Genomic DNA, 11,726 nt, shown 5'->3' on the forward strand with positions numbered 1-11,726 from the left:
TTCACGGATCTGCAACATGTCCTAGACTTCGGGCCCCAGTTCCGGGAGTCCGCCGTATGGCTTTCGCCGCATCCGTGATTCGCACCGTTTCCGGCCTCGAAGTCGAGGTCATGCATGCCTATGCCAGGATCGTCGAGGGCACCGACCCGGAAGCGCTGCACGATCTGCGCGTCGCCGCCAGGCGCCTGCGCAGCCTGTTGAAACCGTTGCGCCTGGGGGCTCTGGCCGAGGACCTGGATCGCGCGGCGAAAGCCCTCGGGCAGGCCACCAATCCGATCCGCGACATGGAAGTGATGGCGGCCGAGCTGGAGCGCCATGGCCTGCTGATTCCGGCTTCGCTGCGCAGGCAGGCGGTGCTCCGCTGGTATCGGCAGGCAGGGAGCAGTCCACAGATCAAGGATTTGCTGGACGCACTGGACGCCTGGCCGGACGGTGTCCGGCGGGCGATGACGGAAGGTCGCCTCGACGATCTCGAGGCGGAGGCGAGCAAGCGAATCAGGCACCAGTTGCGCAAGCTGCTGGCGGCGCTCGACGATCCCGGACACGATCTTCACGACATCCGCCTGTTGGTAAAGCGCGCACGTTATTCGCAGGAGGCCTACCCGGACCTCTGCCCTCTGCCGGGAAAGGTGCTCGACACGCTGAAAACGCTACAGACCATGCTGGGGGATTGGCACGACCACCAGCAATGGTGCCTCAGGGCCGAAGAGCAGGCCGACCTGCGCCCCCTGAGCGCGGAATGGCGCAGGTCCGAGGCCGCCGCCCTGGACCGGGCCGAGGAATCCGTTCGGCGCCTTGCCAGGTTGCTGGGGAAAGCCATCGGCCGCACCTGAGCGGGTCGGCTACCTGGCCTGGCGGATTATCCGGGGCTTGGGCGAACCGGGCAGCGCGTGGGGGGCTTCGATCCGCTCGCGCAGTTTGCGCAGATATTCCCGACCTTCCCGTTCGGTATGGAAGGGGATGCGATAGGCGCCGACCTGGACGATCCATCCGCCCTTGGTCGAAGGGTGCATTCGCAGTTGCATGGGGCACCTCCCTGTGGGCCCTGTCCAGCGCTCCCGGCGCGGTATAGGTATTGACCAACGCTAGTCGAGCTTTCTCGACGTCGTCATCAAACCTTCATCTACCTGTCAGGACTGGCAGGTCGCCGGGAGGCACGGCGACTGGGGCGTCGCTGGTGGCGCGGCTCAGGAGCGTTCCCCATGGGGGCGGTTCTTCACTGCCAGGAACAGCCGTACCCGGTCGTTCAGCTCCTGCAGGACATGGCTGAATCCTTCCAGGCCTTCCTGGAGGGTCGGGTCGCTGCAGCTCCAGGCGAGGGTCTGGGCGGAGTGCGGCAACTGTGCGAGTTCGTCGGTGTCTTTGTCGCAGAGGTCGATGAGATAGTCGAAGGACTCCCCGGCGAAGGTCTCCAGCGGCTTGCTACTCAACCCTTGGGTCGGGATGCCGGCGTGTTCGAGCACGCTCAGGGTGCGCGGGTCGACGCCAGCGGGGCGCACGCCGGCGCTGAACGCGGCGAAATGTTCGCCGTCGGTGTGCCGCAGGATGGCCTCGGCGATCAGGGAGCGGGCGTCATTGGCGATACAGACGAAGAGTACGCGCAGTCGGTCCGTCATCTTTCCGTTCTCCGGAGCGGGAAGCCTGTTGCGATCTTAGTCCGATCGTCACGGACCGGCAGGGCTGTCAGGAAAATTTCACCGGGTGGTCATTCGCCAACGAGGGCATACCTCTTTCTGTATACAATCATTCCCCTTCAGAATCCGGCCAAACCATCCCCGCTCGCGTCCCAGGGCTTACAATGACTGGCCAGTACCTTCCATCAGGAGCACCCACGTGCTGACCCATCTCGATTCCCAGGGCCGCGCCAACATGGTCGACGTCACGGAAAAGGCCGTGACCTCCCGTGAAGCTACGGCCGAGGCCGTGGTGCGCATGCGCCCGGAAACCCTGCAACTGATCCAGGACGGCGGCCATCCCAAGGGCGACGTCTTCGCCGTGGCGCGGATCGCCGGCATCCAGGCGGCCAAGCGCACCCACGAACTGATCCCGCTGTGCCATCCGCTGCTGCTCACCAGCGTCAAGCTCGAACTGCAGGCCGAGGCGCCGGACGCCGTGCGCATCCGCGCGCGTTGCCGGCTGGCCGGGCAGACCGGCGTGGAGATGGAGGCGCTCACCGCCGCCAGCGTCGCGGCCCTGACCATCTACGACATGTGCAAGGCGGTGGACCGCGGGATGGTCATCGAGCAGGTCCAGTTGCTGGAGAAGCTCGGCGGCAAGAGCGGCCACTACCGCAAAGAGGAGGAAGGGCAGGCATGATCCGCGTGCAGTATTTCGCCCGTTACCGAGAAGCCCTCGGCGTCGACGGCGAGCAGTTGAACTGGGACGCCGGGCTGGCGACCCTCGGCGCCTTGCGCCAGCTCCTGGTGGAGCGCGGCGGGGCCTGGGAGCGTACCCTCGGCGAGCAGAACCTGATGTGCGCGCGCAATCAGGAACTGTGTGGCCTCGACGAGCCGTTGCAGGACGGCGACGAAGTCGCCTTCTTCCCCACCGTCACCGGAGGTTGAACCCATGGCCATCCGCGTCCAGCAGGCCGCTTTCGATCCGGGGCAGGAGCTTAACGCCCTGCATGCGCAGAACGTCGGCATCGGCGCGGTGGTCGGCTTCGTCGGCTACGTGCGCGACTTCAACGACGGTCGCGAGGTCGGCGGGATGTTCCTCGAACATTATCCGGGCATGACCGAGAAGGCCCTCGGCAAGATCGCCGCCGAGGCCGGGCAGCGCTGGCCGCTGCTGCGCCTGGAGATCCTCCACCGCATCGGCCGCCTGGAGCCGGGCGAGCCGATCGTCTTCGTCGGTTGCGCCAGCGCCCACCGGCAGGCGGCGTTCGACGCCTGCAACTTCGTCATGGACTACCTGAAGACCCGCGCGCCGTTCTGGAAGAAGGAAGACACCGCCGAAGGCCCGCGCTGGGTCGAAGGCCGCTGCAGCGACCAGGCCGCCGCGCAGCGCTGGGAGGAGTGACGGCTACCTCCTCGCGCCGCCGGCTTACCTCTTCGGAGGAATAGCCAGCCGGGGGCCCGCGGTTCAGGCTGAGGCATCGCCCGTTCCGAGGACTCCCTTCCATGAGCCACCTGGCCACCTCCACCTTCCAGCCGCTGAACATCGCCATCCTCACCGTCAGCGACACCCGTACCCTGGAAACCGATACTTCCGGCCAGACCCTCGCCGACGCGCTGCTGGCCGCCGGTCATCGCCTGCACCAGCGGAGCCTGAAGACCGATGACATCTACCAGATCCGCGCGGTGGTCTCGGCCTGGATCGCCGACCCCGAGGTACAGGTCGGCCTGATCACCGGCGGCACCGGCTTCACCGCGCGGGACAACACCCCGCAGGCGGTCGGGCCGCTGTTCGAGCGCGATGTCGAGGGCTTCGGCGAACTGTTCCGCCAGGTCTCGCAGCGCGAGATCGGCACTTCCACCATCCAGTCGCGGGCGCTGGCCGGGCTCAGCAACGGCACCCTGGTGTGCTGCCTGCCCGGCTCGCCGGGCGCCTGTCGCACCGCCTGGAACGAGATTCTCCTGGCGCAACTGGACAGCCGCACCCGCCCGTGCAATTTCGTCCCGCACCTGAAGACCCCGCCAGCCGTGGCGCCGGTGGCCGGCTGCGGGTGCCGCTCGTGAGCGCTTGCGCCTGCGATGGCGGCCAACTGCGCCCGCTCGACGAGGCGCTGGCCGAACTGCTGGCGCGCGCGCCGCGCCCGCCAGCCTGCGAGAGCCTGGCCCTGGAGCGGGCGCTGGGACGAGTGCTCGGCGAGGACCTGCTGGCGCCGATGGACCTGCCGCATTGGGACAACAGTGCGATGGACGGCTACGCCTTGTGCTCCGCCGACCTGCCGCGCAGCGGCGGCAGCCTGACGGTCGGCGCGCGGATCGCCGCCGGCGACACCCGCGGCATGAGCCTGCCGCTGGGCCAGGCGGCGCGGATCTTCACCGGCGCGCCGCTGCCGACCGGCGCCGACTGCGTGGTGCCGCAGGAACTCTGCGTGGTCGACGGCGAGCGCGTGCAGTTGCCGCCGGTGAGCGCCGGCCAGCATGTGCGCCGGCGCGGCGAGGAGTTGCGTCGCGGCGCGCCGGTGCTGCGTGCCGGACAGCGCTTGCGCCCGCAGGAACTCGGCCTGCTGGCGAGTCTCGGCGTCGCCACGGTCTCGGTGCGTCGGCGCTTGCGCATCGGCCTGCTGAGCAGCGGCGACGAATTGCGCGAGCCCGGCCAGACACTGTTGGCCGGGCAGATCTACAACGCCAACCGTTACTGCATCGGCGCCTTGCTGCGCGGTCTCGGCTTCGAGGTGCACGACGAGGAAGTGCTCGCCGACGAACTGGTGGCCAGCCGCGATGCGCTCAGCCTGGCGGCCTCCGAATGGGACGCGCTGGTCACCAGCGGCGGTGTCTCGGTAGGCGAGGAAGACCACCTCAAGCGCGCCATCGCCGAGCTTGGCGAGGTCAACCTGTGGCGCCTGGCGATCCAGCCGGGCAAGCCGTTCGCCTTCGGCTCCGTGGCCGGCAAGCCCTGGCTGGGGCTGCCCGGCAACCCTGCGGCGGCGCTGGTCACTGCATTGCTGGTGGCGCGTCCGTTCCTGCTTCGCCAGCAGGGACTGTTCGACGTAGTGCCGCGGCCGCTGGCGTTGCCGGCGGCCTTCGACTGGCCGCAACCGCGGGCGCGTCGCCAGTACCTGCGGGCGCGGCTCGATGAACGGGGGCGGGTGGAAATCCACCCGCAGCAGGGCTCGGCGATGCTGCTTGCCGCCAGTTGGGCGGACGGGCTGGCGGTGATCGAGCGCGGCGCCACCCTGGGCGTGGGTGATGCGATCGACTTTCTGCCGTTCTCCGCACTGATGGCCTGAGGCCTTCTTGATCCCGGTCAAGCGCCGACCGGGAGCGTCTTTCTAGAGTGTGGCGCCTGTGCCCCGGGGTTGCCCACTGCCGCGGAGCGCGTTTTTCGCCAGAGGAGCAACCCCATGCAACTGGTCTGTCCGGCGGGCAGCCTGCCCGCCTTGAAGTCGGCCCTGCGACAGGGCGCCGATGCCATCTACGTCGGTTTCCGCGACGACACCAACGCCCGCCATTTCGCCGGCCTCAACCTTGACGAACGCCAGTTGCAGGAAGGCCTGCGGCGAGTCCACGAGGCCGGGCGGCAGCTCTACGTAGCGGTCAACACCTATTCCAGCGCGCAGGGCTGGGAGCGCTGGCAGCGCGCGGTGGACCAGGCCGCCGATCTCGGCGTCGATGCGTTGATCGCCGCCGACGTGGCGGTGCTCGGCTATGCCGCGAAACGTTATCCGCTGCTCAATCTGCATCTGTCGGTGCAGGGCTCGGCAACCAATGCCGCGGCCCTGGCCCTCTATCACGAACGCTACGGCATCCGTCGCGCGGTCCTGCCCCGCGTGCTATCGCTGGCGCAGGTACGCCAGGTGGCGGCCGGCAGTCCGGTGCCGGTGGAGGTGTTCGCCTTCGGCAGCCTGTGCATCATGGCCGAGGGCCGCTGCCACCTGTCCTCCTACGTCACCGGCGAGTCGCCGAACCTCTGCGGCGTCTGTTCGCCGGCCAGGGCGGTGCGCTGGAGCGAGGAGCCGGAGGGATTGACCTCGCGCCTCAACGAAGTACTCATCGACCGCTACGCCGCCGGCGAGGCGGCCGGCTACCCGACCCTCTGCAAGGGCCGTTTCCTGGTCAATGGCCAGCGCTTCCATGCGCTGGAGGAACCGACCAGCCTGAACACCCTGGACCTGGTCCCGCAACTGGCGGAAATCGGCGTGGCGGCGGTGAAGATCGAAGGCCGCCAGCGCAGCCCGGCCTACGTCGAGCAGGTCACCCGGGTCTGGCGCCAGGCGCTGGACAGCTACGCCAGCGCGCCGGGCGCCTATAGCGTGCAGCCGCAATGGCAGCGCGCGCTGGCCGGACTTTCCGAAGGGCACCAGACCACCCTGGGCGCCTATCACCGTTCCTGGCAGTGAGGACCGCCGCGATGAAACTGAGCCTGGGACCGCTGCTGTTCTACTGGGACAAGCGGCAGATATTCGATTTCTACGCCGAGATGGCCGGCCAGCCGCTCGACGTCATCTACCTCGGCGAGACCGTCTGCGCCAAGCGCCGGGCGCTGTCCCTGAACGATTGGCAGGCGCTGGCCCGCGAGCTGGCGCAGGCGACCCGTGCCGAGCTGGTGCTCTCCGGGCTGGCGCTGATCGAGGCCGCTTCGGAGCTGTCCAGCCTGCGCCGGCTATGCGAGAACGGCGAACTCCGGGTCGAGGCCAACGACATGGCCGCCGTCTATTACCTCAGCCAGCGCGGCGTGCCCTTTGTCGGCGGTCCGGCGCTGAACCTCTACAACGGTCATGCCCTGGCCGAACTGTATTCCTGGGGCATGCGCCGCTGGATTCCGCCGGTGGAAGTCTCCGGCAAGCTGCTGCGCGGGGTACTCGACCAGGCTGCGCAGCTGGGCCTGGAGCAATTGCAGACCGAGGTCTTCGCCTACGGTCACCTGCCGCTGGCCTACTCGGCGCGCTGCTTCACCGCGCGGGCGGAGAACCGGCCCAAGGACGACTGTCAGTTCTGCTGCCAGCAGTATCCCGAAGGTATCCCGCTGCTCAGCCAGGAGGGCGAGGCGCTGTTCACCCTCAACGGCATCCAGACCATGTCCGGCAAGGTCAGCAACCTGCTGGCCGACTACCGCTCGCTGGAACATAGCGGCGCCGACCTGCTACGCCTGAGCCCTCGGGCGCAGGGCATGGCCGAGGTGATCGCGGCCTTCGACCGGGTACGCCAGGGTGCCGCTCCGCCGCTCGCGGTGGAAGGCTGCAACGGCTACTGGCACGGCCGGCCGGGGATGCTGCGGGCAGAGGAGGCGGGGCTATGCTGAACCGCCAACGCCTGCTCCTCGGCGTCGCCGGACGCCTGTTGCCGCTGGCGGCGAAGGTTCCGCGCGGGCTCCAGCACCTGGTCCTGCAACGGGTCGCCAACCGGCTGTTCGCCCAGCCGCTGGAGGAGGGCGCCTTCGACCTGCTGGAAGGTCGCTGGCTGCGCCTGGAAGTCAGGGACCTCGGCGTCGGCTGGTGCGTCACCCGGGTGCCCGGCGGCCTGCGCCTGGTCGAACGGCCACGGGCCAGCGTGACCATCCGCGGCGACTGGCGCGACTTCCTGCTGCTGGCCAGCCGGCATGAGGACCCGGATACCCTGTTCTTCCGCCGCCGCCTGGTGATCGAGGGTGACACCGAGCTGGGCCTGGCGGTCAAGAACCTCCTCGACAGCCTCGATCCGGAGCACCTGCCGCCCTGGTTGTGGAACGCCGTGGAACGGGCCGGGCGGGCAGTGCAGGAGGAGCGCGGCGAGGCGCCCCAGGGGCCGGTCCAGGGGGCGCGGGGCGGCTGAGGTCGGTGGAAAGGGGCGTATAGCGACGCCAAGGCCGCTGGGCGCGCCCCTCCGATTGGGTGTATTCCCTGAAGCCTGAAACTCACTGAAGCTCTTTTCAGCGAGGCAACGCCCGGTTCGTTGCCGCATGGGCGGCGCGGAGCGAATGTGCGTTTCCCCTGACCAAACGGATAGCCTGTCTGTCCCCGTAACGCCCCTGTCAACTTGCCCCGGTAAACCGGACCTTCGTGAAGCCTGCGGAGAACTCCGGTATGAGTGGGATGGACCTCAAGCGCCGCCGCGTCGTGCAAGGCCTGGGCGCTGGACTGCTGTTGCCGGCGCTGGGCGCGCCGGCGGTGATCGCCTCGCCCAGGGCGCGGCCGAAGCTGACCGATGGCGTGCAATCCGGCGACGTGCAGGGCGACCGCGCGCTGGTCTGGAGCCGCACCGACCGCCCGGCGCGGATGATCGTCGAATGGGACACCCGTAGCGTCTTCAGCGAGCCGCGCCGGCTGGTCTCGCCGGTCACCGACGAGCGCCTCGACTACACCGCGCGTATCGACCTGCGTGGCCTGCCAGCCGACCAGTCGATCTTCTACCGGGTGCGCTTCGAGGATGCCCGCGACGGCAGCCTGAGCAAGCCCTGGTTCGGCCACCTGCGCAGTGCGCCGAGCGAGGCGCGCAATATCCGTTTCGTCTGGAGCGGCGACACCTGCGGGCAAGGTTTCGGGATCAATCCGGATATCGGCGGCATGCGTATCTACGAAGCCATGCGCCGGCGCCAGCCGGATTTCTTCCTGCACAGCGGCGATACCATCTATGCCGATGGGCCGATCCCCGAACGCATCGAGACCGAGAGCGGGCGCATCTGGCGCAACCGGGTGACCGAGGCCAAGAGCAAGGTCGCCGAGACCCTCGACGAGTTCCGCGGCAACTACCGCTACAACCTGCTCGACGACAACCTGCGCCGCTTCAACGCCGAGGTGCCGCAGATCTGGCAATGGGACGACCACGAGACCACCAACAACTGGTCCTCCAGCAAGCAGCTCGACAAGCGCTACCAGGTGAAGGACATCGACGTGCTGGCGGCTCGCGCGCGCCAGGCGTTCCTCGAATACGCGCCGCTGCGCTTCCAGCGCCAGGGGCGCGACGGGCGGATCTACCGCAAGGTCGCCTACGGCCCTTTGCTCGACGTGTTCGTCCTCGACATGCGCAGCTACCGCGGCGGCAACAGCGCCAACCTGCAGGCGCGGCGCAGCGCCGCCACCGATTTCCTCGGCCGTGAACAGTTGCAATGGCTCAAGCGCGAGTTGCGCGGTTCGCGCGCGCAGTGGAAGGTGATCGCCGCCGACATGCCGATCGGCCTCTGCGTGCCCGATGGTAAGGACGCCCAGGGGCGCGACCGCTGGGAGGCCATCGCCAACGGCAACGACGGTGCCGCCCTAGGCCGCGAGCTGGAGATCGCCGACCTGCTGCGCTTCGTCCAGCGCGCCGGGGTGCGCAACACCGTCTGGCTGACCGCCGACGTGCATTACTGCGCAGCCCACCACTACAGCCCGGAGCGCGCCGCGTTCAAGGACTTCGCGCCGTTCTGGGAGTTCGTCGCCGGGCCTCTCAATGCCGGTAGTTTCGGACCCAACGCGCTGGATGGCACGTTCGGCCCGCAGGTGATGTTCCAGAAGGCCCCGCTGGTCCAGAACAGTTCCCCCTTCGCCGGCTACCAGTTCTTCGGCGAGGTGGAGATCGATGCGCAAAGCCGCGCGCTCACCGTCACCCTGCGCGACCTCGACGGCGAGCCGGTGTTTTCCCAGGAACTGCAGCCCGACGGCGCCTGAGCCGCGGCTACCCCATTCCGATAAAGGAGTATCCCGATGCACCCCTTGCGTAACGCCGCCCTGCTGGGCGGCCTGGCCCTGCTGGGCCTGCCGGTGGCCAACGCCGCCGAGCTGATCATCTCCGAGTATGTCGAAGGCAGCGGCAACAACAAGGCGCTGGAGTTCTACAACAGCGGCAGCCAAGTCCTCGACCTCTCCGCCTACCGCGTCGAGTTCTATTTCAACGGCGCCAGCGCGGCGGGCCGCAGCATCGACCTGAGCGGCAGCCTGGCGCCGGGCAAGACCTTCGTCCTTGCCAACGGCGTGGCCGACCCGGCGTTGCTGGCGCTGGCCAGCCAGCGGGTGGAAGGCAGCTGGTTCAATGGCAACGACGCGGTGCTGCTGCGCCGGCGCAGCGGCGAGATCCTCGACAGCCTCGGCCAGGTCGGCTTCAACCCCGGCACGACCTGGGGCAGCGGCGATGTGCAGACCCTCGACCGGAGCCTGGTGCGCAAGGCCGACATCCGCGACGGCGACAGCGATCCCAGCGACGCCTTCGACCCGGCGGCGCAATGGCTGGGCTACCCGCGCGACACCTTCGCCAACCTCGGCCAGCATGGCGCTGGTGAGCCCGGCGGCGGCGAGGAGGCCGGCCTGCGACCGATCCACGAGGTGCAGGGCGCCGGCGCTGAAAGTCCGCTGGTGAACCAGCGGGTCGCCATCGAGGGCGTGGTGGTCGGCGACTTCCAGAACGCCAGCGAGCTGAAGGGCTTCTACGTGCAGCAGGAAGATGCCACGGTGGACGGCGACCCGGCGACCTCCGAAGGCATCTTCGTCTACGACGGCGGCAACGGCAGCGACGTCAAGCTCGGCGACCGCGTCCGGGTGACCGGCCAGGTCCGCGAGTTCAACGGCCTCACCGAACTGGTCGGGCCGCTGCAGGTCAGCGTCCTGGCGAGCGGCGTGGCCTTGCCGACGCCGGCCGGCATCAGCCTGCCGCTGGCCAGCGCCGATGCGCTGGAGCGCTACGAAGGCATGCGCGTGCAGCTCCGCCAGACGCTGACCGTCAACGAGGTCTACAACCTCGGCCGCTACGGCGAGGTCCTGCTGTCCTCCGGCGGCCGCCAGATGACTCCGACCAACGTGGTGGCTCCCGGCGAACAGGCCAAGGCCATGCAGGCGCGCAACGACCTCGACCGGATTCTCCTCGACGACGGCCGCAGCGGGCAGAACCCCGACCCGATCCGCTACCCGGCGCCGGAACTGAGCGCCTACAACAGCCTGCGCGTCGGCGATCGCACCAGCGCCATCGACGGCGTGCTCGACTACTCGGCCGGCAGCTACCGTATCCAGCCGTTGCAGACGCCGACCTTCGAGGCGGCCAATCCGCGTCCGGCCCAGCCGGCGGTGGAAGGGCGCCTGCGGGTGGCCAGCTTCAACGTGCTCAACTACTTCAACGGCGATGGCAAGGGCGGCGGTTTCCCCACCTCGCGCGGAGCCAACACGGTCGAGGAGTTCCAACGGCAGAAAGCGAAGATCGTCGCGGCGATCCTCGCCTCGAAGGCGGACATCGTCGGCCTGATGGAGATCGAGAACGACGGCTACGGCGAGTTCAGCGCCATCGCCGACCTGGTCAACGGCCTCAACGCCAGCCTGCCCCAGGGCCAGCGCTATGCCTTCGTCAACCCGAACCGGGCGAAGCTGGGCAGCGACGAAATTGCCGTGGGGCTGATCTATCGCGGCGACAAGGTCCGCACCTATCGATCCGCGGCGGTGCTCGACAGTTCGGTGAACCCGGAGTTCGACGATACCCGCAACCGTCCGACCCTGGCCCAGACCTTCCAGGAGATCAATGGCGGCGAACGCCTGACCATCGCGGTGAACCACCTGAAGTCGAAGGGCTCGGCCTGCGACGGCGACCCGGACACCGGCGACGGCCAGGGCAACTGCAACCTGACCCGGGCGCGCGCCGCCCAGGCCCTGGTGGACTGGCTGGCGGGCGATCCGACGGGCGCCAAGGAACCTGACCGCCTGATCATCGGCGACCTCAATTCCTATGCCAAGGAAGACCCGGTGAACGTCATCCGCGGCGCCGGCTACACCGACCTGGTGGCGCGTCAGGCGGGCGCAGGAAAGGGCTACTCCTACGTGTTCTCCGGGCAGTCCGGCTACCTTGACCACGCCCTCGCCAACGCCAGCCTGGCGCGCCAGGTACGCGGCGCGGTGGAGTGGCACATCAACGCCGACGAGCCCCGGGTGCTGGACTACAACGTCGAGTTCAAGACCCCTCGGCAGCAGGACAGCCTGTACAACGCCGAGCCGTACCGGGCCTCCGACCACGACCCGGTGGTGATCGGTATCGACCTGCGCCGGGTGGCGATGAAGAAGCACCGCAGGTAGGCAGCGGATAGCGCCCGTGGCGTTGGTCGCCATGCAGAAAGGCCACCCTCGGGTGGCCTTTCTGCATGGCACGTGGGCCTGTAGGGCGAATAACCGCTTGCGGTTATCCGCC

The 11,726-nt window shown here is 68.6% G+C and carries 13 protein-coding genes; 11 read left to right on the top strand and 2 right to left on the bottom strand.

Annotation, left to right across the window (positions count from 1 at the left end):
• Positions 1-56: 56 nt before the first annotated feature.
• The gene (locus HMPREF2924_RS07140; protein WP_003110790.1) at positions 57-833 is read left to right on the top strand and encodes a CHAD domain-containing protein; all 777 of its coding nucleotides are present in this window, start codon (positions 57-59) and stop codon (positions 831-833) included.
• A 9-nt stretch (positions 834-842) separates the two neighbouring features.
• Here the strand turns inward: HMPREF2924_RS07140 and HMPREF2924_RS07145 are convergent, their stop codons facing one another.
• Entirely contained in the window at positions 843-1,025 is a 183-nt protein-coding gene (locus tag HMPREF2924_RS07145) for a hypothetical protein (protein WP_003110789.1), read from the bottom strand.
• A gap of 162 nt (positions 1,026-1,187) precedes the next feature.
• Complete coding sequence (locus tag HMPREF2924_RS07150; RefSeq protein WP_003093032.1) at positions 1,188-1,616, bottom strand: arsenate reductase ArsC; 429 nt, start codon at positions 1,614-1,616, stop codon at positions 1,188-1,190.
• A gap of 217 nt (positions 1,617-1,833) precedes the next feature.
• Between HMPREF2924_RS07150 and moaC the strand changes: the two genes are divergently transcribed.
• The 10 genes from moaC (at position 1,834) to HMPREF2924_RS07200 (ending at position 11,614) form a co-directional block, all read left to right on the top strand.
• Entirely contained in the window at positions 1,834-2,316 is a 483-nt protein-coding gene (moaC, locus tag HMPREF2924_RS07155) for a cyclic pyranopterin monophosphate synthase MoaC (protein ID WP_003093030.1), read from the top strand.
• Complete coding sequence (gene moaD, locus HMPREF2924_RS07160; RefSeq protein WP_003110788.1) at positions 2,313-2,564, top strand: molybdopterin converting factor subunit 1; 252 nt, start codon at positions 2,313-2,315, stop codon at positions 2,562-2,564. Before moaC ends, moaD begins: the two co-directional genes overlap by 4 nt.
• Before the next feature lie 4 nt (positions 2,565-2,568).
• Entirely contained in the window at positions 2,569-3,021 is a 453-nt protein-coding gene (moaE, locus tag HMPREF2924_RS07165; RefSeq protein ID WP_003093025.1) for a molybdopterin synthase catalytic subunit MoaE, read from the top strand.
• A 101-nt stretch (positions 3,022-3,122) separates the two neighbouring features.
• Positions 3,123-3,680, top strand: coding sequence for a molybdenum cofactor biosynthesis protein B (moaB, locus tag HMPREF2924_RS07170; protein WP_003093023.1), 558 nt, complete (start codon positions 3,123-3,125; stop codon positions 3,678-3,680).
• Positions 3,677-4,900 (top strand): molybdopterin molybdotransferase MoeA, encoded by a 1,224-nt coding sequence (gene glp / locus HMPREF2924_RS07175; RefSeq protein ID WP_003114306.1) that lies wholly within the window; start codon positions 3,677-3,679, stop codon positions 4,898-4,900. Before moaB ends, glp begins: the two co-directional genes overlap by 4 nt.
• Before the next feature lie 114 nt (positions 4,901-5,014).
• Positions 5,015-6,010 (top strand): ubiquinone anaerobic biosynthesis protein UbiU, encoded by a 996-nt coding sequence (locus tag HMPREF2924_RS07180; RefSeq protein ID WP_003132620.1) that lies wholly within the window; start codon positions 5,015-5,017, stop codon positions 6,008-6,010.
• Positions 6,011-6,021: 11 nt separating this feature from the next.
• Entirely contained in the window at positions 6,022-6,912 is an 891-nt protein-coding gene (locus tag HMPREF2924_RS07185) for a U32 family peptidase (protein WP_003132621.1), read from the top strand.
• Positions 6,906-7,421: a ubiquinone anaerobic biosynthesis accessory factor UbiT gene (locus HMPREF2924_RS07190; protein WP_003104247.1), complete on the top strand. Its 516-nt coding sequence runs from the start codon at positions 6,906-6,908 to the stop codon at positions 7,419-7,421. Before HMPREF2924_RS07185 ends, HMPREF2924_RS07190 begins: the two co-directional genes overlap by 7 nt.
• Before the next feature lie 251 nt (positions 7,422-7,672).
• The gene (locus tag HMPREF2924_RS07195) at positions 7,673-9,235 is read left to right on the top strand and encodes an alkaline phosphatase D family protein (protein WP_003132623.1); all 1,563 of its coding nucleotides are present in this window, start codon (positions 7,673-7,675) and stop codon (positions 9,233-9,235) included.
• Positions 9,236-9,271: 36 nt separating this feature from the next.
• A complete protein-coding gene (locus HMPREF2924_RS07200) occupies positions 9,272-11,614 on the top strand; it encodes an endonuclease/exonuclease/phosphatase family protein (RefSeq protein ID WP_003132624.1) in 2,343 nt (780 codons plus the stop codon).
• The last annotated feature ends 112 nt before the right edge of the window (positions 11,615-11,726 follow it).

Origin of the sequence: Pseudomonas sp. HMSC063H08 (assembly GCF_001813645.1) — a bacterium.
In the GTDB taxonomy this organism is placed as follows: domain Bacteria; phylum Pseudomonadota; class Gammaproteobacteria; order Pseudomonadales; family Pseudomonadaceae; genus Pseudomonas; species Pseudomonas aeruginosa.

What these genes read in the sequence shown, in the direction of transcription:
- HMPREF2924_RS07150 (WP_003093032.1), bottom strand. Translation starts at nt 1,616, where the DNA reads ATGACGGACCGACTGCGCGTACTCTTCGTCTGTATCGCCAATGACGCC.
- moaB (WP_003093023.1), top strand. Translation starts at nt 3,123, where the DNA reads ATGAGCCACCTGGCCACCTCCACCTTCCAGCCGCTGAACATCGCCATC.
- HMPREF2924_RS07190 (WP_003104247.1), top strand. Translation starts at nt 6,906, where the DNA reads ATGCTGAACCGCCAACGCCTGCTCCTCGGCGTCGCCGGACGCCTGTTG.
- HMPREF2924_RS07195 (WP_003132623.1), top strand. Translation starts at nt 7,673, where the DNA reads ATGAGTGGGATGGACCTCAAGCGCCGCCGCGTCGTGCAAGGCCTGGGC.
- moaE (WP_003093025.1), top strand. Translation starts at nt 2,569, where the DNA reads ATGGCCATCCGCGTCCAGCAGGCCGCTTTCGATCCGGGGCAGGAGCTT.
- HMPREF2924_RS07180 (WP_003132620.1), top strand. Translation starts at nt 5,015, where the DNA reads ATGCAACTGGTCTGTCCGGCGGGCAGCCTGCCCGCCTTGAAGTCGGCC.
- HMPREF2924_RS07185 (WP_003132621.1), top strand. Translation starts at nt 6,022, where the DNA reads ATGAAACTGAGCCTGGGACCGCTGCTGTTCTACTGGGACAAGCGGCAG.
- HMPREF2924_RS07200 (WP_003132624.1), top strand. Translation starts at nt 9,272, where the DNA reads ATGCACCCCTTGCGTAACGCCGCCCTGCTGGGCGGCCTGGCCCTGCTG.
- moaD (WP_003110788.1), top strand. Translation starts at nt 2,313, where the DNA reads ATGATCCGCGTGCAGTATTTCGCCCGTTACCGAGAAGCCCTCGGCGTC.
- HMPREF2924_RS07140 (WP_003110790.1), top strand. Translation starts at nt 57, where the DNA reads ATGGCTTTCGCCGCATCCGTGATTCGCACCGTTTCCGGCCTCGAAGTC.
- HMPREF2924_RS07145 (WP_003110789.1), bottom strand. Translation starts at nt 1,025, where the DNA reads ATGCAACTGCGAATGCACCCTTCGACCAAGGGCGGATGGATCGTCCAG.